The sequence below is a fragment of the Spirochaeta cellobiosiphila DSM 17781 genome, assembly GCF_000426705.1.
Taxonomy (GTDB): Bacteria; Spirochaetota; Spirochaetia; order DSM-17781; family DSM-17781; genus Spirochaeta_E; species Spirochaeta_E cellobiosiphila.
The window spans coordinates 134,911-158,923 of sequence record NZ_AUFW01000017.1; the positions used below are offsets into that span (position 1 = coordinate 134,911).

Here is a 24,013-nt window from a genome sequence, read left to right on the forward strand (position 1 = left end):
TTACAGAACCTCCTTTCTTAGATTCCATATAGGACTCATAACGGAAGCATGTACTTCAACGGCAAAGTTGTACATTCCTTTGAATCCTGCCAGAGCTATCTTACGTTCGTGATTGTGATCAACAAAACCTAATCCCATTTTCATTGCGATGGGACGTTCTTTAACACCTCCAATAAAGAGATCTGCACCTGTTTCTTTAACAAATTTTGATAATTCGAGAGGATTACTATCATCAACAATTATGGTTCCTGGTTCACATAGGTCCTGAAGCATTTCATAATCTTTTTTATTTCCTGTTTGAGATCCAGCTATCACAACGGTCATTCCCAAATGTTTAAGTGCTTTTATTAGACTAAAAGCCTTAAAGGCCCCACCTACATAGATTGCCGCTTTCTTCCCTTCCAGATCATTTCGAAACGCTGTTAATTGTGGTAACAACTCTGATAATTCATCAGCTACCAACTCTTCTGTTTTTTGACGAATCTCAGGATAATCACTAAAATGTTCTGCAACATCATAAAGAGCCTCAGCCATATCTTCGATTCCGAAATAACTGACACGGATATAAGGTATACCGTATTTTTCTTTCATTAATTCAGCCAAATAGGTCATAGAACCTGAACACTGTACAACATTCAAAACTGCTCCGTGACTTCGGGCAATTCGTTCAACACGGCCATCACCAGTCATTACGGCGACAACCTCTACACCCATTCTTTTGTAGTATTCCTGAATCATCCAGGCTTCACCAGCGAGATTGAACTCACCTAGTATGTTGATACTAACAGGAGATACATTATCTATATTGCCATGACCAATTAGGCTGAATAGCGCCTCACAAGCCGCTTTGTAACCATCTTTCTTAGTTCCTTTGAATCCTTCTGAATGAACAGGTAGAACTGGAATGCCTTTTTCTTGACTTACTTTCTTACATACTGCATTTACGTCATCACCAATAATACCTATGATACAGGTAGAGTAAACAAAAGCAGCTTTAGGTTCATGTCTATCTATTAACTCGATTAGACTTTCATAAAGCTTTTTTTCCCCTCCATATATAACTTGTTTTTCACGAAGGTCAGTTGAAAAGCTGTTTCTATGAAGTTCTGGGCCGGAACTTAGGGCACCTCTTATATCCCAAGTGTAAACAGCACAACCAATAGGGCCGTGTACCAAATGAAGGGCATCAGCAACAGGATAGAGCACAACTCGGCTTCCGCAAAATACACAGGCTCTTTGACTGACAGAACCAGCTTCACTTTTCTTTTCACATGAGATGTTAAAATTATCCTTACCTTTTACTAATATTTGACCTTGTCTTGCAGCTATATAATCCATATTACTTCCCCTTGTTGAATCAACAAAAGCTCATACCCGGTGCTGATCCCAGCCTTCAGCACCGGAACTGAGCATTACATTACTAGCTCGAATCGCTCTTCGGGAGCGTCTCGATCCTGTCGGTCATGGAACAGTCCCAATATTTTTTCTACAATTCGAAGTCCGCCTTCATAACCTAAGGTTGTGAAATAACTGTGGCCAACTCGATCATATATGGGAAATCCATAGCGAAGGAAAGGTAAGTCCTCATCTCTTGCTATATATTTTCCATAAGTATTTCCTATCAATAGATCAACACCTTGTTCTTTGATCCACTGGTGTAATAAGAACATGTCTGCTTGTGGCCCGTTTTTAACTTTTCCATCAATACCATACTGTTCAAATAGCTCTTTGATTCTCTTCTCAAAGTATTTTCCAGGGGTTCCGGATACGACATATACAGGTTCCATATTTAGGTCTAATAAAAACTCTGTAAGAGGTATTAATTGATCAGGATCACCAAAAATCGCCACTCTCTTACCATGAAGATATTGTTCCTGGTCTGTGATTACGTCGACTAATCGTCCTCTTTCACTCTTGAAATCAGAAGGAACTTCAACACCAGCAGTCTGGGAAAGCTTCATGATAAATCGATCTGTAGCTTTGATTCCTACAGGAATATCTAATACTTCATAATCAACGTTGCATTTTTTGTTTAAAAGCTTAGCAGCTTGTTCGGAAGCAAAGGACCCCATTGCTATTGTGAAGATAGAATCACCAGCAGAGACTAACTCTTCTTTTGTTACTCCACCGTCTGGATACATTTGGTGTTTACCTATTAAAGGAGCATCAAGGACATCACTTGTATCAGGGAATAGTATATTCTCTACGCCCATTCTTTTAGCAATGGATTTGATTTGTCGCATATCACATGGTTCAACCCAACCAGGAATAAGATTAACCTTTCCATTGGATTTGCCAGAATTAATAGATAAATACTTTACCATTGCTTCAACCATTGCAGAGAACCCTGTAATGTGGCTTCCAACATAAGAAGGTGTAGGTGCTGATATAACAGACTTACCTTCCGGAACTTTACCATCTTCTTGAGCCTTGATTAGAATCTGATTCAAGTCATCACCTATAGTTTCAGATAAACAAGTACTGTGTACGGCAATGATTTCAGGATCATAAATAGTAAAAATGTTGTTTACAGCCTGTAATAAGTTAGCTTGACCACCAAATACAGAAGCACCTTCTGTAAAGGAAGAAGTTCCAGCCATAACTGGCTCTTTATAGTGTCTTGTCAATGCTGATCTATGATAAGCGCAGCAACCTTGTGATCCATGACTATGAGGTAAACAACCATGGATTCCTAATGCTGCATACATAGCACCAACGGGCTGACAAGTTTTAACAGGGTTGATGGTTAACCCTTCTCTTTCTACCACATCTGCGGTTGTATGACGTAATAACATAACTTGTCTCCTTATCCTGCTGCGTATTGAGCTTCAACTTGCGTGGACTTTTCCCAAGGTGCTTCAACTAAATCCCAAACACGCGTTGTAACCATTCGTTCGATATCTTTGTAGAAATTAATAGCTCCTACAAATCCAGCATAAGGTCCACCATAGTCATAAGAGTGTAATTGCTTTAGGGGAACTCCGCTCTTTTGCACAACATACTTTTCTTTTATACCTGCGCAGAAGATATCAGGCTTATATGCTTCAATAAGTTTTTCAGTTTCATAGTGACTGATATCATCAATAACAAGAGAGCCAGACTCCATGTCCCTCATCATTCCACCATATTCAGACCATTCAAGCTTATCGCTCTTAGTGTAGTCTCTGAACTCTTCATCAGATTTCTCAACCTTGATTTCTTCAATATTTCGAGAATCAGCATCTACTTTGATATCTGGAATGATTTCACGACCTTCATAGTCATCACGATGTCCGAACTCATATCCAGCAGCCAAAGTTTTCATACCTAATTCATTGAATAGTTCCTGGTAATGATGAGCTCTTGATCCACCAACAAAGAGCATGGCTGTTTTACCTTCAGTATTTGGTCGAAGTTTGGCAACAGTTTCTTCTATTTGGATTGTTTCTTCTTTGATAACTTCTTCTACACGTTGTATTAACTCTTTATCATCAAAATACTCAGCTATCTTTCGGAGTGATTTGGCAGTAGATTCAGCACCAATGAAATTAACTTTCATCCAAGGGATCCCATACTTTGTTTCCATCATTTCAGCTACATAGTTGATAGATCGATGACACATTACAACATTTAGATCAGCAAAATGACTGTTGGCAAATGAGTTATAATGTGAGTTACCACTAAAAGTTGATACAAGAGTTAATCCTGCTTTTTCGAAGATTCTTTCTAACTCAAATGCATCACCACCAATGTTGTATTCACCAAGAATATTAACTTTGAATTTGCCTTCTGGTTCTTTATCCTGTGTACCAATAACATGTTTGAATAACTGGTTATTAGCAATGTGGTGACCAGCTGACTGGCTAACACCTTTGTAACCTTCACAAGAAAATCCAAAGACATTACAATCGCCTAATTCTGCTGTCATTTCACGTGCTACAGCATGAACATCATCACCAATCAACCCAACAGGACAAGTTGAGAATATCCCAATGGCTTTAGGATGAAATAAGTCATAAGCTTCTTGAACAGCTTTCCTTAGCTTCTTTTCCCCACCAAATACAATGTTTTGATCCTGCATATCAGTACTAAAACAGTAGTTCATGAAATTCTCTTCACTACCTTCAGCAGGTTTCGTTTGATTACGTCTTGTTAACCAGCTATAAAAACCACAGCCGATTGGACCATGTGTTAAGTTAATAATGTCACGAGTTGGTCCTAAAACTACCCCTTTACACCCAGCATAGGTACAACCTCGCTGAGTTATGATTCCAGGAACGGTACGTACGTTCGCCTGGATTTCCAAAGCTTTATCTTTGTTTCCATCATTGGTAACCATTGATTTCTTTCTTTTTCTTGCTACCTTAGTTGGATACTTTGCTAGAATCTCTTCTTTGATCAGCTCTGGAGCCGGAATGGTATGTTCACCCATTTGATTCTCCTTAGTCCAAGATATCATCACCGGTTTCACCGGTTCTGACTCTAGCGGCTTCGTGTATTGGTAACACGAAGATCTTCCCATCACCGGCATGGCCGGTTTTGTTAGTCTTAATGATGGTATCAACAACAGTTTTGACCTTCCCATCAGGAACAGTCACAGTCAAAAGCCTTTTAGGAACCAATCGGGGTCCTTGCCCTAATTGGTCTATGGCTTCCTGATACCCCTCTTTTGCACCGGCTAATATCCGGTAATCGACTTGACCTTTACCTCTACCCATCACACGACCAGTAGCAGTAAAGCTTGATATCCCTACAGCAGCTAAAGCCCGTTTGGTATCATTGATCTTGTTCATGCGAATGACTGCCATTACTTCTTTCATAGCATCACTCTTCTTCGGAAAGACCAGAAGAAATGGTATAAACTTCGTCCACAGGGCTCACGAAGATCTTCCCATCACCGAAGGCACCAGAAGCACTTGTCTTAGCTTCTTCCATTATGGTTTTAAGGACGAAATCCTTATCTTTGTCCTTAACTACGGTGAGAAGAAGTTCTTTAGGGAGTTCGTCATACACTACTTCTCCGACCTTTAATCCTCTTTGCTTTCCTCGACCAACAACACTTACTTTGGTTACGGCAGGATAACCTGCATCTAACAGAGCCGCCAAAACACTATCTGATTTTTCCGGCCGTACTATGGATCTAATCATTAACATTGGGCTTCTCCTGGTATTAGTTTGCAATTCCGTGCTTGATTAATAACTGTTCTAGTTCTTCTATTTCCAAAGGAGTTGGAACGACAAACATCTTATTTTGATCAATGGCATTAGCTAGAGTTCGATACTCATCAGCTTGAGGGTGTGTTGGGTTAAAATCAATTACAGTTTTTCTATTGATTTCCGCTTGTTGTACCATGTTATCTCTTGGTACAAAGTGAATCATTTGAGTACCTAATTTATCAGCAAGAGCCTTTATCATTTCATACTCATTATCTACTTTACGAGAGTTACAAATCAGACCACCTAATCGAACTCCACCTGCATCTGCATATTTAACAATACCTTTACAGATGTTGTTAGCAGCGTACATAGCCATCATCTCACCAGATACAACGATGTAGATTTCTTCTGCTTTACCTTCACGAATAGGCATTGCAAAACCACCACATACAACGTCCCCAAGAACATCATAAAATGTGTAATCTAGTTCTTGTTCATAAGCACCTAACTGTTCAAGTAAGTTGATGCTTGTGATAATACCTCGACCTGCACATCCAACACCTGGTTCTGGTCCACCAGACTCAACGCATCTGGAATCACCATATCCTGGTTTAATAACATCATCTAATTCTACGTCTTCACCTTCTTCTCGTAGGGTGTCTAGAACAGTTTTTTGTGCTAAACCACCAAGTAGAAGTCTTGTAGAATCCGCCTTTGGGTCACATCCTACTACCATGACCTTCTTACCCATTTCAGCAAGCCCAGCCACAGTATTCTGGGTAGTGGTAGATTTACCAATCCCACCTTTTCCGTAAATTGCTATTTTTCTCACGGCACTATCCTCCTTACGAACGGCTAACGTTCCATACCAAAACTATTGCAGGAGCTGTGCCAAACTTATGATTTGAGTCAAAGGGATACAGTTTTTCCCCTTTTTAACAAAATCGTGACAAATTCATCTGTTTTTATTAGAAAAGGATATATTATGTTTTTTATAACCATTACTACTGAGTAAATTCACTAAGACCTTATGACGTAAATGTAAATTTATGTGAATTAAGAGGTTTTCCATAGATAAGCATAACTTTATGCCTCAATTATCTCCATAAAGGCTAAAAGTATCTTCAACTAGAATAAGGATAACTAACAGAATTGTAAAAAACGGAACTATAACCGGAATTTATGCAGTTTTTACATAGAAAAGCATTTCGGGGTTGGTCTTGTCAAAACCGAATTTGTGATAAAGTTTTTGGGCATAAAGATTATCTTTACGTACCTCAAGGGAAATCTTGACAGCATCCTGATCTTTGGCCCAAATAAGGAAATGTTCAAATAAGTAACTTCCATTTCCCAGACGTCTATAATCAGGATGGATATAGAAATCATGTATATTATATGCCTTGCCTCCAAGAAATGTAGAATACACCTCAAAGGCAAGGATAAAACCAATTGGTTCACTACAGTGACAGGAAAAGAAACCTTTTATGTGGAGCATGGAAGATAGATCTGCCAAGATCCTACTTTTCTTCTCTTTTGTAAGAACAGGGAGTCCTCCCATAGGATCTAACATATAACCTTCAAGTAAACTCAAGAAATCGATTTGATCTTTGCTATTATTAAAATCAATTTTCCTGAAATTACTCATACCATTAATCCTTGTTAGGGTTTCTATAAATCCTATAATCTATATCGTATTTTTTTAATCGCAATCCTAACTTACGATAAGATAGACCTAAAACATCGGACGCTTTACTTACATTTCCATTTGCCTTTTTCAATTCTTCAATAATAAGTTCATACTCAATAGCATCTAAAGTTGTTTCTAGATTTCCCTTAAAATGTGTTGATGCGGGATGGCTGGTCTGAAGCGTTGGTGGTAAATCATAACCATGAATAGTGTCAGAATCTGCTAATATCACAGCACGCTCTAAACAATTTTCCAACTCACGTACATTTCCCGGCCAATGATAGCTCATGAGCATATCAATGGCAGCTGTAGATATTCTCCGGATGTTTTTTCCTAGTTTATCAGAATATTTCTTTATAAAAAAATCAGCTAATAACGGAATATCTGTTTTTCGATCTCGCAATGAAGGGACAGTTATAGGAAAAACATTGAGTCGATAATAGAGATCTTCCCTAAATTCCCCTTTTTGTACTAAGGATTCTAGGTTTTTATTCGTTGCAGCCACAATACGTACATCACAAGTTAAACTTTGATCAGATCCAACTGGCTGAAATTCATGTTCCTGCAAGATACGCAATAATTTAGTTTGGACATTCAAACTGAGCTCACCAACTTCATCCAGGAATAAGGTGCCACCTTCTGCTAACATAAAGCGCCCAAGCCTTTTATTGATTGCTCCAGTAAAGGCACCCTTTTCATGACCAAACAATTCGGATTCAACCATACTTTCAGGCAAGGCAGCACAGTTAAAGCGAATAAAAGGTCCTGATGTACGATAACTTGCTGCATAAATAGAATGAGCTACTAACTCTTTTCCTACACCACTTTCACCTAATATAAGAGTAGTAGTATCTGTAGGTGCTATTTTTTGAATAAGGTAGAAGACATCCCGCATACCCTTAGCATTACCAATAATATTATCAGGATGAAATTGCTCAAGGAGTTGAGAATGTAATCGCTGGTTTTCATCACGCAACTTTAGATTTTCTTCATGTATTGATCTATGAAGTCTTACGGCACGAGCTATCATAGGTGTGATAATGCTTAATATTTTTTGATCTGTTTCTAGGGTTTCCTGACCAGCTTTATTCCGATACGCACTTAACGTTCCCAGAACTTCTTTGCCATAACAAATAGGAACGCATAAAAAGGATTGATCATCCGATCCTATACCTGTTTTGTTGAGGAATCTAGAATCCTTAGCTACATCAGGAACAATAACGGGTTTACCCGTCTCAACAACTTCCCCTGTGATGCCTTCACCAAGTCGATAAACTCCTCTGGCTTGCTCCTCTTCGGTCATGCCAAATGATTCCTCAGTGAATATGGCACCATTTTCCCTATTTAAAATAGTCAACATACCTCTAGTAAGACCAAGATAATCTTTCATAACCATAAGAACGGGAGTGAAAACTTCTGATATTTCCTCCTCCCGACTCAAAGCTTCAGATACTTTATGAAGTAAATCGACTACCTTTGATGCATCATTTTCAACATTAAGCAGTGACGGCATGACTTAGGGTGTCCTTGAAGTGCTTGTATATGTCAAGAATCTCCTTATTTTCTAGATAAGAGTGTTTAACTTCAGAAGTTTCCCTTATTTGAGGTAGCATAGCCAAAGCCTCTTCCCTAGTTATAAAAACTCCTTGATCACTTAATATTCTTTGGACCATAAAAGAACCTGAATGGCTTCCAACAACAAAACTATGCCCATCATAACCAAACTCTTTAGGGTCTAGTTCACAAAAAGTTCTGTCATCCTGTAATAATCCATGGCCATGGACACCAGATTCGTGGGTAAATACATTAACCCCTGTAATAGGATTACACATATTTCGATCAAAACCTGATAACTCTTTGAATGTACTTGCTAGAGTTGGTAATGCTTTTCTACTTACAGATGTAAAATAATTACCTTGATAAGGTAGTGCTGTAACAACTTCTTCAAGACTAGCATTACCCGCACGTTCGCCTACACCACTGATTGTAACACTAATCTCTTTGGCACCGCCCTCTACAGCAGCTAAGCTATTAGCAGTAGCCAATCCTAAATCGTTGTGACCATGAAACTCTAGAATTGCTTTGGTATTTACGTGAAGCTTTTCAAAGAGCTCTTTTATTTGATCAGGAGTGGAAATTCCTACAGTATCAGCAATTCTTACACGATTAACGCCTGCGGCATCCGCTCGATGAACAAATTGTTTGAGATCATGTAAGGAAGCTCTGGTAGCATCCATAGCACCAAGACTAACATAGTCAAAGTGAACCCTGGCTAAAGCGACTAGTTCCGGTATTGTATCCAGAACCCATTTCCAATCCTTTTCATATAGTTTTAATTGTATATCGGAGACAGGAAAAGCGATGTGAATACTAGATACATTTGAACGTGCAGCTTCCAAGATATCCTCTTTTCTTGCACGGCACCATGCAGTAACACGTACATTGGGGATATCATGTTTTAAACTTCTCAAAAAACGGATTTCCTGTTTATCCATAATGGGAATACCAGCTTCCAACTCATTAACACCTGCTTCTGCTAACATTCTAGCAATAGCTTTTTTCTCTGAATGGTTTAAAGAAACACCTGGGGCTTGAAGCCCATCTCTGAGGGTACTATCAATTATCCATAATTGCTCGTATTTGTTCATAGTTCTGCCTCCACAAACAAATATGCAATATATATGCCAAAGCACAATTAAAAATATATTAATAAATAATTCTTTTTGTAACAAATAAATAATCACACAAATATAGAAATTACATCTAAAACAAAAAAACTACACAAACTACAATTAACAACAATTTTGTATGGTTTTTATGTATTATCTACATTCCTGATCTATCTATCTTTATAAAATGGTAGGAATAGTTCTACATAATAGAAAAATAGATATTCACAATTAACATTAATGTAAAAACAACCGTTTTACCTCATCTTATATTTCCTTACCGGATCAATACTTATTATTTTCCAAGCATTGGCATGATTAATGCTTTTATTAATTAGGAGGTAACATATGAGCGATAACACAGGAACAAACTATCTTAAAACCATAGAAAAGAGTCTTGAGTCTCAAAAGTTCTCAAATGATTTTCTATGGGATTTACTTTTTATGGCCTTAGAAAGTTTGTCCACTAGTTACTATACTGATCCCATGGATGTCCCCCATCATTTAACAGGTAAAATAATGGGAATACGAGAAAAAGGGTTCATTGATGCCTATCAAGAAGAGGTCTTACTTACAATGAGTAGAACGAGTGCATGTTGTTCCACAAAACCTAATTATATCAATCTTGATTTCGCCCAATGTTTTGAAGCTGTTAAATCACTCCGGAGGGAATCTAATGTTCACTAAAATCGAAGTACCTAAAGATTATGAAGTTTGGGCAGATCAAAGTTACCATAAAATACAAAGGCATTTAAAAGATAAAGGAATAGAATTCTTTGAAGATCTTTTATTGGACTGGATAGCAGCTCCTTATTTTTCTCTATGGAAAGGAAAAAACAAAGAAGGAATCATTTGGGTTCTTCATAATGACCTAGCCACAGATGCCTTTGTTGACAAAGATATGATACAAACTCGCCAAGCGTTAGCATTCTACGCTTATCGGTGGATTAATTGCAGTGACTTAAAAATATATAATGATTTAACAGCTGAAAAAGGTATCTCAGAGATTAACCTTTATGGAAGCATATCATCATTAGGTAAAGTTTTGAGCGAAACAGTAGAAGACCCAGAATTATGGGAAGAAGAGGAATAGTGTAGAAAGCTTCAAGGATAGCCTTTGAAGCTCCTCTTTCTATAATTCTTCTAACATTCCATCCTCTTCAAATAATGCATGTTTAGAAATTGCCAAGCTTTCCATCAATTCATCAATACTTCTCTTAACCTGTTCACTCATTGGTTCAAATTGCACTCCGTAACTGACAGGTAAAAACCCCGACCCCTCTTTTTTTACCCACCTGACTTTTCCTTTTACAACAATATGAGATTCTTCCTTACGAAATAAGCGGGGTAAAACTAATTTGAATTTTTTTACTGAACCTTCTTCTTCCATTTTATCCGATAAAATCATCATCCCTCCTGGAGACAAATCTCCTATAAAGCCGACATGAGACATATCTTCATCCACTATTTCAAGATTATACATAAGACGATGCCTAACGGCTCTTCGACCATTACGGAATTTCAGACTTTCCTCATCTAGTTCAAAAGTTCTAATAAAAATTGCTAATTCTTCACCGCCTACTTTTAAAAACTGTGATAACTCAGCAAGCATAACAGAAACATCAGCCTGGTGTTGTGCATTTTTAGAAGCTTCAGTGATACCTGCCTGTATCTCTGCATAACCAGATATCTGGTTTTTAAGTTTAGTCCCTGCCTCAATAGAAGAATGATGAGTCTTTTCTCCATATCTAATCAAATCCTGCATCTTTCCAATTTGAGTATAAAGCTCCTTATTAACCTGGGCTGCCACTTCATGGATTTCATCAACATAGGAAATCAACTCAACATAACTATCATTTGATCTAGCAGACCATTCTTTGAGCTCCTTTGCCGTAGATTCCCAGTTGACGATAGTATTTTGTACTCTTTTATTAGATTCACTTAACTGTTCTATTGTCTGAGAGACATCACTAATAGCATTTTGTGCAGTACCAGCAAGGCCATGCATTTCTTTTGCTATAACACCAAAACCTTTACCAGACGACCCCGCACGCGCAGCCTCTACAGCGGCATTAATGGCTAATGTATGAATATTCTCTGCAATTTCATCAATACTAGATAAGGTTTTAGCAACATGAGTGGTTTCACTTAATACTGATTGAACACTATTAGATATATCTACCATGCTTTTAGTTATCTCTTCTGAATACTTTGCATTCTTCTCAATACTTTCTTTACCAATTGATAAAGATTGAGATGAGGCTAGGGTTTTATCATCAAGGGCTTTCATCTCATCTATGAGGGTATCATTTTGTTCAACAAAACTTTGAAAAGTATGATGACTTAATTGAGCATGCTGTACTAAATCATCCATCAAACTGGTCATTCCATTTAATTCTGATTCAAAGGTATCTATTTTTTGCAGTACTTCTTTCATAAATAAAGCTTGTTCAGAAGATTGCTCTGTTAATTGTTTTGAGGAAAAATTCATATCTGTGGAAAAAAAAGTAAACTTAACTGCTGATTCTTTGATCAGAAATAAATCCTCATTTAATTTTTCAAGTAATTCAATGTAAGGCCTAATAAGACGAGCCAATAAACCACTTGCTTTTTGAGCTTCTTTTATACGTTTGAAATCACCCTTTCCTTCTTTGAAACGTTCTGCCCTTTGATAATAGGGTTTAAGTTTCATATGCATCCATTTTTTATAGATTACTAGGGACAGTATTATCATTATGCAGCTTATGAAAAAAATAGATAGGTAATATATCAGTCCCCTTTTTTCAGAAAGGGGATTAAAAAATAAGAATAGTGATTGTATAAGAGCTAAACATAAGCCAATGAATACATCTATGTGATATGAATACTGCTTCGATTTCATATCTTAAGTATTGAGGATGTTATATTCCTTTTCCAGGCTTTCATAATAATTGATCGCTTTTCTTACATACTCTCTTTTCTCTTTATAGCCACCATAAAAGAAAGATCTTTTGAACCCATAAATGATAATATTTTTAAGATGACTTGGAGTTATATCAAAGTGATTCAAGGCTAATAAGATTTCTTTCGTTACTGATGTATGACTTACTAAGCGATTATCAGTACACAAGGTAATACTCAATTTTTCGTCCAACATACGTTTAAGACTGTGATCCTGAAGTGATTTTAAGTGGGGGGATGTTTGCATATTACTAGTAAGACACACTTCGATAGTTGTTCGATGGTTTGCAATATATTGTTGTAATCCTTGCAAATAAGCTTCTGGATTTTCAATGGAGGGATCAAGCATTTCTTCATCAAATAAATGTAAAGCATGCCCTATTCTGTCAGCATGAAGGTCTGTTACAGCTTGAAAAATACTAGAAGGTCCATAGGCCTCACCAGCATGTACTGTTTTATTCAAGAAGTTCTTGTGAATATGATCATAACTACGTTGATGCCCAGAAGCAGGATATCCATACTCAGCACCTGCTAGATCAAATCCAACGATTTGAATATTCGTTTCTTCCTTAAGTTTCGTAGCCCCCCTAGCTAACTCAAGACTGGCCCTATGGATAATCTGTTTTTCAGAAGAAAAGGGTAATACTTCAAACAGACTTTTATAATAAGGAGAAAAAGACCCATTAAAATATCTCATAGCACATAAAATTATTCCGTATTCAAATCCAGGCTCTTCATTAGGTAAATGATGATTAAATTGAGCTTTTGCTCGTTTTAACCCCTTATCTACAGCTTCAACAACATCTCGAAAAGATAATTCTTTTGACATATGTAATTGAGGTGCAAATCGAACTTCTAGATATCTCACACCTTCTAGCCAATTATCTTCTGCCAATTCAAAAGCTATGCGCTCCAAATTTTCCGGACTTCTCATAACAAGTCCCGTATAATAAAAACCTTTAAGATACTCTTCCAAACTTGCGTATTTCTCTTTAAATACTTTTTCCTTTAATTCTTCTTCATTTTGACCAGGTAAAGAAATATTTAAATCACTGGATAATTCCAATAAGGTTTTTAATCTTAAAGAACCATCCAAATGGACATGTAAATCTGTTTTAGGAATTCTATGTATGAAATCTGTGTTATTCCAATTCATTATTCTAACTCTCTTTTAATTGCTCTAACCAATCGTCACAATGACATAAAATGGGCTTGCGAGCAGCTTTTACTTCATCAAATCTTGTAACACTTGTTGTATGTGGTGCTGTTTTCACCAAATCAGGAGTATTTTTCGCTTCTTCATAAATATTTAATAAGGCCTCAGCAAACAGATCTAACGTCTCTTTGGATTCGGTCTCTGTAGGCTCTATCATCATGGCTCCATGCACAATAAGAGGAAAATAAACAGTCGGAGGATGGAATCCATAATCTAGCAACCTTTTTGCCACATCCATTGTGGTAACACCATTCGGTAAGGAAGAATCATCGATGACGAACTCATGCTTACACAAACCTTTAAAAGGTAAAGAGAATACTGGCTCTAATTTTTTTCTTAGATAATTAGCGTTGTTCACGGCTTTTATTGTAACGTCTTTTAATCCATCAGATCCTTGAGAGAGTATGTAAACATAGGCTCTAAGTAATATTCCAAAATTCCCAAGAAATCCCTTCATTCTACCAATAGACTTAAGAGGATTGTATAACGAATACCCACTAGTACTACGTTTAACAATAGGACCTGGTAGGTAATCAACTAATTGCGCCTTTACACCGATAGGTCCTGCGCCGGGACCACCACCGCCATGGGGAGTTGAAAATGTTTTATGTAGATTTAAGTGACATATATCATATCCCATATCGGCAAAACGTGATTGCCCTAACAAGGCATTACTATTGGCACCGTCACAATACATTAAGCTGCCATTGTTATGTACTAGCTGACAAATTTTTTCTATATCTTTTTCAAATAGTCCTAGAGTATTAGGATTCGTTAACATCATACCAGCAACTTCGTCATCAAGTAGATCTTTTAAAGCTTTAATATCTACCAATCCATCAGGACCTGACTTGAGAGGCACTGGAATAAACCCACACATTGTGACTGATGCAGGGTTTGTACCGTGACTAGAATCAGGGCAAATTATCTTCCTTCGATTCTCACCTCTTTCCTTATAATAAGACTTCATTATCATTAGGCCCGCAAGCTCACCATGGGCTCCCGCTGCTGGTTGAAGACTAAATTGATCAAACCCTGTTATACCCTGAAGTAGAGTCTGTAATTCATACAGTACTGTCAAATTCCCTTGTGACTTTTCAACGTCGACATAAGGATGGGTATTGGCAAATCTAGGAATATTAGCTATACGTTCATTCAACTTAGGATTGTACTTCATCGTACAACTTCCTAAAGGATAGAATCCGTTATCCACACCAAAATTATTACGTGATAAATTTGTATAATGACGAATAACTTCTAATTCAGATAGGTTGGGAATATCTAATTCCTCTCTAAGTTGATCTTGAGAAGGATTAAAATCATTTAGAGATTCCTCTAATGTTATATATTGAGGAGGAATACTTTGGGCTTTATCAAATATTAATTCAACCTTACTCATTTGAGAACCTCCATAGTTTTCAAGATGTCCGATTTGTCTAGTAATTCAGTCACACAAAAAAGCATACAATCTCTTAGTTGGGGATAGACCTCACCTAAAGGATATCCCGTTTGGATTCCTGCTGCTTCTAAACGACTTTTAAAAGTATCCAGAGATCTTGCTTTAATAACAAACTCATTAAAAAATCCATTGGGATATAAAATCTCTATACCTGGAATATTACTAAATTGTTGTGCTGCATAATGGGCTAAACGATAATTCTGCAGAGCAACTTCTTTTAATCCTTTTTGCCCCATTGTTGCCAAATAAACTGTTGCCGCCATGGCACACAATGCTTGGTTGGAACAAACATTAGAAGTGGCTTTATCCCGTCTAATATGCTGTTCTCTAGCCTGTAAGGTAAGAACAAAACCTTCTTTGCCATTATTGTCTTTTGCTAATCCAACAATCCTGCCAGGTAGTTTACGAATATGTTTTGACTGACAAGCTATTATGCCTAAATGAGGTCCACCATAATTCATATTTATACCAAGAGATTGCCCTTCTCCTACGACAATATCAGCATCATATTTACCTGGTGGATGAAATAATCCAAGATGAAGAGCTTCTGTAAAAGCAGTAATAAATAAGGCTTTAGTTGATACTAATAAGTTCTTAACTGCATCTAAATCCTCAATTTGTCCGAGAAAATTTGGACTTTGAATAATGACTGAGGCAGATTCAGAATCTAGATGATCACGAAGTAATTTAAGATTTGTTTTTCCCATATCAAAGTGAAGAGGAATAGAGACAACATCTATTGATCGAGCACGACAATAGGTTTCAAGTGTTTGACGATATTCTGGGTGAACACCTTCAGAAATTATTATCTTCTTGTTATTCGTTATTAAAGTACTCATAACGGCAGCTTCTGCCAATGCCGAGGCCCCATCGTATAGGGATGCATTAGCAGCATCCATTCCTGTTAATCTGGATATCATTGTTTGAAATTCAAATATTCCTTGTAATAGACCTTGGGATATTTCAGGCTGATAGGGAGTATAGGATGTATAAAATTCAGACCGACCTGTAATTGCGGATACGGTAGCTGGTATATAATGTTGATAACATCCTGCACCTAAATAGGAAATACTTGGTATCCAATTTTCTCTAGATAATCCATGAAGATGCTTCTCAACTTCCCATTGGGATAATCCTTTGGGTATAGGAATTTCACCCTTAAGTTTTATCGACTTCGGGATATCTGAGAAATAATCTGATTGATTTTTCTCCATATTGTTACTCTTCTTCAAGTTGTGATTCGTAAGCTTTAGAATCCATTAGGTCATCTAAAAAACTAGTATCTTCTACTTTTATCTTTACAACCCATCCTTTTTCATAAGGGTCTTGATTAACTAATTCGGGTTGATCTGTCAATTCTTCATTTACAGCCATAATTTCGCCTTCAGCAGGAAAATACAAGTCTGAAACAGATTTTACAGATTCAAGTACGGCTACCGAATCTTTTGCTTTTATCACTCTACCGACCTCAGGTAATTCAACAAAAACAACATCTGATAATTGATCTTGGGCATAATCCGTAATACCACAGGTAATAATATTACCTTCCTGTTGATACCACTCATCCTCTTTAGAATATTTCAAATGCGATGGAAAATGTGCCATTAATGACCTCCTCGGTATTTGTAAAAAGGCCGTTTTACAACTTTGGCTCTTTTTTTATTACCTCTTATATCAATGGTAATTTCTGTATCCAGCGGACTCAAAATTGAGTTAATGAAGCCTAACCCAATTTGCTTATCCAATGTGGGTGAATACCCTCCACTAGTGACAAAACCTACCACTTCATCATCTTTACAAATATTATATCCATGTCTTGGGATTGCTTTTTCTATCATTTCAAAGGCAACAATAATCCTATTGGGACCATTTCTTTTCTGTGTTAATAATGGATGTTGTCCAATATATTCAACTTCTTTTTCTTTAACTACCCAACCTAAACCAGCTTCTATGGGGGATATTGTATCCGTAAGTTCGTGACCATATAAGGTATATCCTGACTCAAGACGTAGACTATCCCTTGCCCCCAATCCAGCTGGTTTTAACCTACTATCCTCTTTGCCCAAGGTCATTAGAGCTTCCCATAATACAGGAGTAAATTTCCAAGGCACATAGAATTCAAAACCATCTTCTCCTGTATATCCTGTCCGAGAGATCATATGATTAATACCACCAACTAGAACATTTTTGAATGAAAACCTAGGCCAACTTTCTTCACTACAATCAAATTGCACGTAATCCTGTAACAAAGCTTCTGCTAAAGGACCTTGTAAATCAATTTTTCCCAGCTTAGAAGATATATCATTAATTTCTACATCATACGATAAAGACTTATCTTGTAGCCATTTGACGACTCGAGATACATTAGATGCATTTAAAACAATAAAGAAGATATCTGAGGAAATCCGAGAAACAAAACAATCATCCAGAGCATAACCTTTTTCATTACAAATCAGTGAGTAAAAGGAGTAATTATCTATCAGTTTACGAAGATCATTGGTAAGTATCATTTGAAGAAATTGATAAGCATCAGATCCTGAGACTTGTACTTCCCCCATATGTGAAGTATCAAAGAGTGAAGCGTTCATTCTTGTTTGATGATGTTCTTTAATGATTCCTTCATACTGAATGGGAAGCTTCCACCCAGCAAAATCTACCATTTTACCACCACATTCTATATGCTGCTCATATAACGATGTTTTTAAACTGTCCATGATAAATATCATAAGTAATATAGATTAAAATGGTAAAGCACATTTATTAATTATTATTTTTCATAAGAACTCAACAGCTTTTTAAGGATTCTATTCAAATCCTCTATTTCATTGTGATCCAAAACCTGAATTAGCTTTTTCTCATTATCAAGGTGGTCTGGATATGCAGTATCAATGAGAGTTTTACCTTTGGGAGTCAAGTTAACTAACAGACCTCTTCTATCCTCAGGATTAGGTTTTCTCTCAATCAGGCCTCTTTTTTCAAGTTGATCTAAACGATTAGTCATAGTTCCAGAGGATAGCATTAACGAGCTATATAACTGAGTCGGAGTTAATTGATAAGGTTCGCCAGATCGTCGTAATGTAGCTAATACGTCAAATTCACAGTTATTAAGGCCATGCTTATTATGATTAGTTAAAATCCCTCTTCCTAAATATTCTGTAACTCTTGAAAGTCGTCCCGTTACAGCCATTGGAGTTGTATCTAACCCTGGGAACTCCCTGTTCCATTGTTCAACAATAATATCTACAAGATCCTTATTCATACTATTTATTGTACAGAATAAAAAATTGATGTCAAGTATCTTGACATCAAGCTAATATTGTATTTATCTTGATATTAAGATACTTAAAAGGAAGATATATGCCCCGTAATAGAAATCTAATCTATCCAGCCCTTTCCCTTGGAGCAGGAACATTATTAACTATCATGACCTTTTTAAATGGATTATTAAGCCACTATACTTCTCCCATCACATCCTCACTCATTGTTCATTTTGTCGGTTTATTGATGAGTGTATTTCTATGGATGTTTATAAAGAGAAAAAATCTTATCTCTCCAAAACTATCTATTCACTATTATTGGGGAGGTCTAGCTGGTGCTCTTGCGGTAGTTACAGCGAATGTTGCAGTCAATTCAACATTAGGATTAGCAGGAAGTTTAAGTTGTTTTATTTTCGGTCAGACCATTACTTCATTGCTATTTGATAGATTTGGACTTTTCGGCAATTCTACCAGAAAACTAAGACCTCTAGATGGCATCAGAAGTCTATTAATTATGACTGGAGCTATCTTAGTTATCTATTCAGGGCAAACTGTATGATTATCCTGTTCATAATTTTAGCCTTCATTAATGGATTTCTTGTCATAACAAGTAGATCTTTGAATGCACAACTTGGGGCAAAGACCTCTCCCATTGGAGCATCCATCTGGAATCACGTGACAGGGTTTCTTTTTATGCTTTTATTACAATTTCTTTTAGGAAAATGGACCATCAATATCAAAAATCCACCATTTTACATTTTTATAGGTGGAGCCATAGGAGCGATTTATGTGAGTCTTGCCAATTATCTTATACCAAGGACAGGGACAGCTAAGGCAACCATTTTAATGATTGGTGGTCAGATATTTTTAGCTGCCATAATCGATTTACTAAAGGGAAATATAGACACACCACATTGGACATTATTGGGTATTGCCCTTGTGATATCTGGTGTATGTATAGGAGAATTAAATGAACAAACTAAATAAAATGACCATCCCTTTACTTTCTATCTCATGTGGACTAATAGTCGCCAACCTTTATTATGCGCAACCATTGATTGATTTAATAAGCAAAGATATTAATCTAAAGACCAGTACTGCTGGCTTAATTGTAACAATGACTCAAATTGGCTATGTAATTGGACTTATCTTTATTGTCCCCCTAAGTGACTTGATGGAAAACAAAAAAATAATGATCACAACACTAGCTCTTGCACTCATAGGTTTACTAATAATAACGATTAGTCATCAAAGCTTATTATTATTGTTCGGTTCAGCAATATTAGGAATTGGATCAGTGACGGCCCAAATTATTGTTCCTTATGGTGCCAGTATGTCAGAGGCTAACGAAAGAGGTAAAACAGTAGGAACTATCATGAGTGGACTCTTTCTTGGAATTCTATTTTCCAGACCACTATCCAGCCTAATCGCAACTTTTAATAGTTGGAGACTTGTATATGCACTATCTGCGCTTATCATACTTACTGTAATAATATTGATATTTACCTTATTACCGAAACGACAGGTAAACACTCAGCTTAGTTACTCAAAAGTTATTCGTTCATTGGGACAAATACTAATTCATACCCCCATCCTCAGAAGAAGAGCTATTTATCAAGCAGCTCTATTTGGATCCTTCAGTATATTCTGGACAGTTACCCCATTGTGGTTAAAAGATCATTATAATCTCACTCAAGGGCAGATAACATTATTTACTTTACTAGGAGTAGGCGGAGCCATTGGATCTCCTATTGCAGGTCGCCTAGCGGACAAAGGATATACAAGGGCTCTTACTGGAGTGGCGATAGTATTAGTTTCACTTAGTTTTTTAATAACCCATATGGGGAGTACTGGTAATATTTCATTGATAATGTTTTGTATTTCCGCTGTATTACTCGATACCTTTGTATCCTTTAATCTAGTATTAGGCCAACAACAAATCTATTCATTAGGAGATGAATTAAGAGGACGCCTCAATGGATTATTTATGGCTTTGTTCTTTATTGGAGGTGCCATAGGATCGGCCATTGGAACTTGGGCATATACGAAAGGACAATGGAATCTTAGTTCGACTATTGCTATTACTGTACTTATTATCACTATAGTTTATTATTCAACAGAATATCTACCTAAGAAGCATTAGTCTTGTATAGGGAGTGTTATCGTAAAGGATGTCCCTTTACCAAGTCCTTGAGACGCTGCAGTTATTTGCCCTTCATGCAATTCTACAATTTTTTTAACAATGGATAAGCCTAACCCGCTGCCATTGTTAATATCATTTCGATTTCTTGATTTATCTGCTTTAAAGAATCGATCAAATAGAAGGGGAATATTGTCTCCTTCTATCCCTATTCCTTCATCTAAAAAAACTACTATTACAAAGGTATCTGATATTGACATTGTGATTTGTATTGTTGAATCTGTAGGAGAAAATTTAATGCCATTATGTATTATATTTGACCAGACGTGAAATAAAAGTTCCTCAGCACCTAAGAATTCAACAGGCTCCAAATCTAGAACAATATCTATGTTTTTAGCTGTCCATTGAGACTCGCAATTTAATACACAACTCCTAATTTGTTGATCTAGATAAAAATTATGTTTATCTACTGTATTATCCAGTCGTTCCAGTCTCGTTAGTTGCAGTAAATTATCACTTATCGATGATAAACGCCTACATTCATCTTCAATAATACTTAAATAGTGTTTTTGCTTTGCTAAAGGCAAAGATTCCTCTTTTAATATAGAAGCAAAACCTTTAATCGATGTTAATGGAGATTGTATTTCATGGGACACTGTAGATATAAACTCTTGGCGCATCGCTTCGACAGCCTTTAAAGAATCAACCATTTCATTCATCCCTTCCGCTAATCTATCAAAGCGACCTCTATAACTATGCTTGATTTTAGGAATTTCAAATTCGCCCTCACCTACTTTCTTAAAAGTATCTAGGAAGTAAGTAAAGGGATCTTGCCAATTGGGTCTAAAGAGTGAAATTATTGGCATTTCCAATATCATTAATAACATTGTGAAAAAAAATAATAAGAATAATTTAAGTAAGATAGGTAATTCATGATCAATGTGGAACTCAACTTGGTTATAAATAGCATATAATAGAACACTATTAATCCACATAAGGCATACGGTACAAAATAAATACACAAAAGTATGAAGGCCATGATTATTTCTTTTTTTCATCTATTATCTTTACCTTATAACCTAACCCACGAATGGTTTGTATTTCAAAACCAGCTAAGGCAGAAGGGAATTTATCTCTTAATCTATTAATATGAACATCTACAGTTCTATCAACACCTTCAAAATCCATTCCCCAAATATCTGCTAAGAGTTGCTCTCGGGTAAATGTTCGCCCTGGTGATTCTGCCAACTTAAACAACAAGCGAAATTCTTTTAAAGGCAAATCTATCTCTTTCCCATTAAAGTTCACATGATAGCGACATTGATCAAGGATAATCTTACCAATACTAATAACACCCGTATTTTGTATTCCATATCGTCTTAGTAATGCCTTTATTCTTGCTAACAATTCTATTGCCTCAAAAGGCTTGGTAAGATAGTCATCACTACCCATTTTCAAACCTTTAACTTTGTCTACAACCTGACTCTTTGCAGATAGAAATAAAATAGGTAAATCTGAGCTTTTACGGATGGTGGTACAAAATTCCCAACCATCCATATGGGGCATCATCACATCCAATACAATTAAATCAAAGTCTGATCTATTAAAGAGGGATAAGCCCTCTTTACCATCAGAAGCAATCGTAACTAAATACCCAGCACCTTGTAAGATGTGAGAAACTAACTGCTGAATGTGGTAGTCATCATCAACTAACAATATGTGAGCCATAACTTCCTTTATTCAATTGATGTTCAGAGAATTTTCGATAAAGAGGATGTTTTTCATATAAATCCGAATGGCTTCCTTCCCCAGTAACAATTCCCTTATCTATAAATATTATTTTATCCGCATCAATAACCGTTGATAAACGATGAGCAATGATAACGACAGTACGATCTTTCATCAAATTTTTAAGAGCTTCCTGAACCCATATTTCTGAATCACTATCTAAATTAGCTGTTGCTTCATCTAACATAAGAATTTGCGGATTTCTCAGAAAAGCTCTCGCAATAGCTATTCGTTGACGTTGCCCACCTGATAATTTCACGCCTCTTTCACCAACTTGGGTACTATACCCCTCAGGTAGTGATGAAATAAAGTCATAAATATAAGCAGAACGAGTAGCTATTTCTAATAAAGAATCATCTACTTCATGGGTTAAGCCGTAGCAAATATTATCATATATAGTTCCAGCAATAATGGGAGTATCCTGACTTACATAACCAATGTTCTTTCGCCAAGATTCAAGTGAGTAAAAGTTAATTGGTTCGCCATCATAGCTGATATAACCACTAGCAGGATGATAATATCTTTCTAGTAAAGCGAATATGGTAGATTTACCACCTCCTGATGGTCCTACAAATGCTGTGACCGCCCCCGGCACTATGGTAAAACACAAATTATGAAGTTGTTCTTCATCATTTGAGGCATATGAGAAACTTACATTCTGAAAACTAATGACCTTATCAATAATTGATAGAGAATGACCTGACTCTAATACCTCATCTACTTCTTCCATTATACTAATAATACTTTCCGTAGCCCCTCTTGTCTTACTAAGTTGTGTAATAAACATTGATAATTGAGTCATTGGCATAATAATCTGTACAAAGTATAAGATGAAGGCCACCAGGTCACCAGCGCTCATTCCCCCATTAGATACTTTGTAACCACCAAGTCCAACAATTACCACGAGTAAGCCCATCGTAACGAAGGTCATCATAGGTCTAACAAGAGCCTGAACCTTTCCTTCTTTGACTCCAAGATGATACAAGGAATCAACAAAATGAGCCCCCTTTGAATATTCAACTTTTTCTGTATTTGATGATTTAACTAATCGTATTTCAGATAATGTTTGGCTCAAGAAACCTGTAAAGGAAGCAGTGGCCGACATGGAATCACGACCAATTCGGTGCATATGCTTCCCCATGGGCATCAATATTCCAAAAGCGAGGGGAACAGCTAAAGTCATTACAAGAGTCATCTGCCAATCTAAATAGAGAAGTAAGACATAGGCACCAATTATAGAAATAACTCCTGATATAAAACTAGACAAATAATTCGTTATAAGGTCTTTGATAATAGCAGTATCATTCGTCATACGTGATACCATATCACCAGATATGTGATTGTCAAAAAAGGATACTGGTAAATGGAGTTGTTTTTTCCATAATAGTTTCCGCAACCCTGATACAATCCTTTGTCCAACAATTGTTAATAAGTAGGCTGCCAACACGGATAATCCTATTTGAGCAATAAAGGCTAACACTAATAAAATAATTTGATAGGTTTTGATATTTGATAAACTGAATCCATCAATAAGTCCTTTGGTTAATATGGGAACGACTAAGCTCGTTAAAGAGGTAACTAGACTTAAGAAAATTGCAATTGAGAATAGTCCAATCGATGGCTTGCTTTTAGCTATAAGAGCCCAGAAACGTTTTATAGTAAATTGGCTTCCATCATTGCTAGGCTTGTATTCAATTAATGTAGGATGTGGCATAAATTCC

Annotated in this window: 24 protein-coding genes; 5 read left to right on the plus strand and 19 right to left on the minus strand. The window is 36.6% G+C overall.

Annotation, left to right across the window (positions count from 1 at the left end; translation table 11 throughout):
- The 9 genes from nifE to K345_RS19550 all read right to left on the minus strand — a co-directional run bounded on the left by nifE (position 1) and on the right by K345_RS19550 (position 9,471).
- Positions 1 to 1,338 carry a nitrogenase iron-molybdenum cofactor biosynthesis protein NifE gene (gene nifE / locus K345_RS0103485; RefSeq protein WP_028972999.1) on the minus strand — a complete coding sequence of 446 codons (1,338 nt, stop codon included), beginning with the start codon at positions 1,336 to 1,338 and terminating at the stop codon, positions 1 to 3.
- Positions 1,339 to 1,412: 74 nt separating this feature from the next.
- Positions 1,413 to 2,795: a nitrogenase molybdenum-iron protein subunit beta gene (gene nifK, locus K345_RS0103490; RefSeq protein WP_028973000.1), complete on the minus strand. Its 1,383-nt coding sequence runs from the start codon at positions 2,793 to 2,795 to the stop codon at positions 1,413 to 1,415.
- A gap of 11 nt (positions 2,796 to 2,806) precedes the next feature.
- Positions 2,807 to 4,411 carry a nitrogenase molybdenum-iron protein alpha chain gene (gene nifD, locus K345_RS0103495; RefSeq protein ID WP_028973001.1) on the minus strand — a complete coding sequence of 535 codons (1,605 nt, stop codon included), beginning with the start codon at positions 4,409 to 4,411 and terminating at the stop codon, positions 2,807 to 2,809.
- Positions 4,412 to 4,421: 10 nt separating this feature from the next.
- On the minus strand, positions 4,422 to 4,799 hold the full coding sequence (locus tag K345_RS0103500; RefSeq protein ID WP_028973002.1) for a P-II family nitrogen regulator: 378 nt from the start codon (positions 4,797 to 4,799) through the stop codon (positions 4,422 to 4,424).
- A gap of 4 nt (positions 4,800 to 4,803) precedes the next feature.
- A complete protein-coding gene (locus K345_RS0103505) occupies positions 4,804 to 5,133 on the minus strand; it encodes a P-II family nitrogen regulator (RefSeq protein WP_028973003.1) in 330 nt (109 codons plus the stop codon).
- A 16-nt stretch (positions 5,134 to 5,149) separates the two neighbouring features.
- On the minus strand, positions 5,150 to 5,968 hold the full coding sequence (gene nifH / locus K345_RS0103510) for a nitrogenase iron protein (protein ID WP_028973004.1): 819 nt from the start codon (positions 5,966 to 5,968) through the stop codon (positions 5,150 to 5,152).
- Between the two features lie 348 nt (positions 5,969 to 6,316).
- Positions 6,317 to 6,781 carry a GNAT family N-acetyltransferase gene (locus K345_RS22110; protein ID WP_053228032.1) on the minus strand — a complete coding sequence of 155 codons (465 nt, stop codon included), beginning with the start codon at positions 6,779 to 6,781 and terminating at the stop codon, positions 6,317 to 6,319.
- 4 nt (positions 6,782 to 6,785) lie between these two features.
- Entirely contained in the window at positions 6,786 to 8,336 is a 1,551-nt protein-coding gene (locus K345_RS0103520) for a sigma-54-dependent Fis family transcriptional regulator (RefSeq protein ID WP_053228033.1), read from the minus strand.
- A complete protein-coding gene (locus K345_RS19550) occupies positions 8,320 to 9,471 on the minus strand; it encodes a homocitrate synthase/isopropylmalate synthase family protein (RefSeq protein ID WP_053228034.1) in 1,152 nt (383 codons plus the stop codon). The genes K345_RS0103520 and K345_RS19550 overlap by 17 nt, the downstream gene beginning before the upstream one ends.
- Before the next feature lie 369 nt (positions 9,472 to 9,840).
- Between K345_RS19550 and K345_RS0103530 the strand changes: the two genes are divergently transcribed.
- Positions 9,841 to 10,179 (plus strand): hypothetical protein, encoded by a 339-nt coding sequence (locus tag K345_RS0103530; protein WP_028973006.1) that lies wholly within the window; start codon positions 9,841 to 9,843, stop codon positions 10,177 to 10,179.
- Positions 10,169 to 10,585: a DUF4826 family protein gene (locus K345_RS0103535; RefSeq protein WP_028973007.1), complete on the plus strand. Its 417-nt coding sequence runs from the start codon at positions 10,169 to 10,171 to the stop codon at positions 10,583 to 10,585. The genes K345_RS0103530 and K345_RS0103535 overlap by 11 nt, the downstream gene beginning before the upstream one ends.
- A 39-nt stretch (positions 10,586 to 10,624) precedes the next feature.
- Here K345_RS0103535 and K345_RS0103540 read toward each other — a convergent pair whose 3' ends face one another.
- The 7 genes from K345_RS0103540 to K345_RS0103570 all read right to left on the minus strand — a co-directional run bounded on the left by K345_RS0103540 (position 10,625) and on the right by K345_RS0103570 (position 18,366).
- A complete protein-coding gene (locus K345_RS0103540; RefSeq protein WP_169714757.1) occupies positions 10,625 to 12,190 on the minus strand; it encodes a methyl-accepting chemotaxis protein in 1,566 nt (521 codons plus the stop codon).
- A 186-nt stretch (positions 12,191 to 12,376) separates the two neighbouring features.
- Entirely contained in the window at positions 12,377 to 13,588 is a 1,212-nt protein-coding gene (locus tag K345_RS0103545; RefSeq protein WP_028973009.1) for an adenosine deaminase family protein, read from the minus strand.
- A gap of 4 nt (positions 13,589 to 13,592) precedes the next feature.
- Complete coding sequence (gene gcvPB / locus K345_RS0103550; protein ID WP_028973010.1) at positions 13,593 to 15,047, minus strand: aminomethyl-transferring glycine dehydrogenase subunit GcvPB; 1,455 nt, start codon at positions 15,045 to 15,047, stop codon at positions 13,593 to 13,595.
- Entirely contained in the window at positions 15,044 to 16,321 is a 1,278-nt protein-coding gene (gene gcvPA, locus K345_RS19555) for an aminomethyl-transferring glycine dehydrogenase subunit GcvPA (protein ID WP_053228035.1), read from the minus strand. Before gcvPA ends, gcvPB begins: the two co-directional genes overlap by 4 nt.
- 4 nt (positions 16,322 to 16,325) lie before the next feature.
- Positions 16,326 to 16,712: a glycine cleavage system protein GcvH gene (gcvH, locus tag K345_RS0103560; RefSeq protein ID WP_028973011.1), complete on the minus strand. Its 387-nt coding sequence runs from the start codon at positions 16,710 to 16,712 to the stop codon at positions 16,326 to 16,328.
- Positions 16,712 to 17,821: a glycine cleavage system aminomethyltransferase GcvT gene (gene gcvT, locus K345_RS0103565; RefSeq protein ID WP_028973012.1), complete on the minus strand. Its 1,110-nt coding sequence runs from the start codon at positions 17,819 to 17,821 to the stop codon at positions 16,712 to 16,714. The genes gcvH and gcvT overlap by 1 nt, the downstream gene beginning before the upstream one ends.
- A gap of 53 nt (positions 17,822 to 17,874) precedes the next feature.
- Positions 17,875 to 18,366, minus strand: coding sequence for a MarR family winged helix-turn-helix transcriptional regulator (locus K345_RS0103570; RefSeq protein WP_028973013.1), 492 nt, complete (start codon positions 18,364 to 18,366; stop codon positions 17,875 to 17,877).
- A 98-nt stretch (positions 18,367 to 18,464) separates the two neighbouring features.
- Here K345_RS0103570 and K345_RS0103575 point away from each other — a divergent pair, with 98 nt between their 5' ends.
- Genes K345_RS0103575 through K345_RS0103585 form a run of 3 tightly spaced genes read left to right on the plus strand, consistent with a single transcriptional unit; the run spans position 18,465 to position 20,507 of the window.
- The gene (locus K345_RS0103575) at positions 18,465 to 18,923 is read left to right on the plus strand and encodes a DMT family transporter (protein ID WP_028973014.1); all 459 of its coding nucleotides are present in this window, start codon (positions 18,465 to 18,467) and stop codon (positions 18,921 to 18,923) included.
- Positions 18,920 to 19,351: a DMT family transporter gene (locus tag K345_RS0103580; RefSeq protein WP_028973015.1), complete on the plus strand. Its 432-nt coding sequence runs from the start codon at positions 18,920 to 18,922 to the stop codon at positions 19,349 to 19,351. The genes K345_RS0103575 and K345_RS0103580 overlap by 4 nt, the downstream gene beginning before the upstream one ends.
- Positions 19,335 to 20,507, plus strand: a complete 1,173-nt coding sequence (locus K345_RS0103585) for an MFS transporter (protein WP_028973016.1) — start codon at positions 19,335 to 19,337, stop codon at positions 20,505 to 20,507. Before K345_RS0103580 ends, K345_RS0103585 begins: the two co-directional genes overlap by 17 nt.
- Here K345_RS0103585 and K345_RS0103590 read toward each other — a convergent pair.
- From K345_RS0103590 to K345_RS0103600, 3 genes are read right to left on the minus strand one after another with little or no spacing between them, the layout of a single operon-like run.
- Positions 20,504 to 21,562 (minus strand): sensor histidine kinase, encoded by a 1,059-nt coding sequence (locus K345_RS0103590; protein ID WP_028973017.1) that lies wholly within the window; start codon positions 21,560 to 21,562, stop codon positions 20,504 to 20,506. The genes K345_RS0103585 and K345_RS0103590 overlap by 4 nt on opposite strands.
- Entirely contained in the window at positions 21,546 to 22,232 is a 687-nt protein-coding gene (locus K345_RS0103595; RefSeq protein WP_028973018.1) for a response regulator transcription factor, read from the minus strand. The genes K345_RS0103590 and K345_RS0103595 overlap by 17 nt, the downstream gene beginning before the upstream one ends.
- The gene (locus K345_RS0103600; RefSeq protein WP_053228036.1) at positions 22,210 to 24,006 is read right to left on the minus strand and encodes an ABC transporter ATP-binding protein; all 1,797 of its coding nucleotides are present in this window, start codon (positions 24,004 to 24,006) and stop codon (positions 22,210 to 22,212) included. The genes K345_RS0103595 and K345_RS0103600 overlap by 23 nt, the downstream gene beginning before the upstream one ends.
- Positions 24,007 to 24,013 lie beyond the last annotated feature (7 nt).

Excerpts from the sequence above, each read along its gene's own strand:
- K345_RS0103540 (WP_169714757.1), bottom strand. The coding sequence starts at position 12,190 with ATGCATATGAAACTTAAACCCTATTATCAAAGGGCAGAACGTTTCAAA.
- K345_RS0103580 (WP_028973015.1), top strand. The coding sequence starts at position 18,920 with ATGATTATCCTGTTCATAATTTTAGCCTTCATTAATGGATTTCTTGTC.
- gcvPB (WP_028973010.1), bottom strand. The coding sequence starts at position 15,047 with ATGAGTAAGGTTGAATTAATATTTGATAAAGCCCAAAGTATTCCTCCT.
- K345_RS0103595 (WP_028973018.1), bottom strand. The coding sequence starts at position 22,232 with ATGGCTCACATATTGTTAGTTGATGATGACTACCACATTCAGCAGTTA.
- gcvPA (WP_053228035.1), bottom strand. The coding sequence starts at position 16,321 with ATGGAGAAAAATCAATCAGATTATTTCTCAGATATCCCGAAGTCGATA.
- gcvH (WP_028973011.1), bottom strand. The coding sequence starts at position 16,712 with ATGGCACATTTTCCATCGCATTTGAAATATTCTAAAGAGGATGAGTGG.
- K345_RS0103590 (WP_028973017.1), bottom strand. The coding sequence starts at position 21,562 with ATGAAAAAAAGAAATAATCATGGCCTTCATACTTTTGTGTATTTATTT.
- K345_RS0103575 (WP_028973014.1), top strand. The coding sequence starts at position 18,465 with ATGCCCCGTAATAGAAATCTAATCTATCCAGCCCTTTCCCTTGGAGCA.
- K345_RS0103530 (WP_028973006.1), top strand. The coding sequence starts at position 9,841 with ATGAGCGATAACACAGGAACAAACTATCTTAAAACCATAGAAAAGAGT.
- nifK (WP_028973000.1), bottom strand. The coding sequence starts at position 2,795 with ATGTTATTACGTCATACAACCGCAGATGTGGTAGAAAGAGAAGGGTTA.
- K345_RS0103520 (WP_053228033.1), bottom strand. The coding sequence starts at position 8,336 with ATGCCGTCACTGCTTAATGTTGAAAATGATGCATCAAAGGTAGTCGAT.
- nifD (WP_028973001.1), bottom strand. The coding sequence starts at position 4,411 with ATGGGTGAACATACCATTCCGGCTCCAGAGCTGATCAAAGAAGAGATT.
- K345_RS22110 (WP_053228032.1), bottom strand. The coding sequence starts at position 6,781 with ATGAGTAATTTCAGGAAAATTGATTTTAATAATAGCAAAGATCAAATC.
- gcvT (WP_028973012.1), bottom strand. The coding sequence starts at position 17,821 with ATGGACAGTTTAAAAACATCGTTATATGAGCAGCATATAGAATGTGGT.
- K345_RS0103545 (WP_028973009.1), bottom strand. The coding sequence starts at position 13,588 with ATGAATTGGAATAACACAGATTTCATACATAGAATTCCTAAAACAGAT.
- K345_RS0103500 (WP_028973002.1), bottom strand. The coding sequence starts at position 4,799 with ATGAAAGAAGTAATGGCAGTCATTCGCATGAACAAGATCAATGATACC.
- K345_RS0103585 (WP_028973016.1), top strand. The coding sequence starts at position 19,335 with ATGAACAAACTAAATAAAATGACCATCCCTTTACTTTCTATCTCATGT.
- K345_RS19550 (WP_053228034.1), bottom strand. The coding sequence starts at position 9,471 with ATGAACAAATACGAGCAATTATGGATAATTGATAGTACCCTCAGAGAT.
- nifE (WP_028972999.1), bottom strand. The coding sequence starts at position 1,338 with ATGGATTATATAGCTGCAAGACAAGGTCAAATATTAGTAAAAGGTAAG.
- K345_RS0103505 (WP_028973003.1), bottom strand. The coding sequence starts at position 5,133 with ATGTTAATGATTAGATCCATAGTACGGCCGGAAAAATCAGATAGTGTT.
- K345_RS0103600 (WP_053228036.1), bottom strand. The coding sequence starts at position 24,006 with ATGCCACATCCTACATTAATTGAATACAAGCCTAGCAATGATGGAAGC.
- K345_RS0103570 (WP_028973013.1), bottom strand. The coding sequence starts at position 18,366 with ATGAATAAGGATCTTGTAGATATTATTGTTGAACAATGGAACAGGGAG.
- K345_RS0103535 (WP_028973007.1), top strand. The coding sequence starts at position 10,169 with ATGTTCACTAAAATCGAAGTACCTAAAGATTATGAAGTTTGGGCAGAT.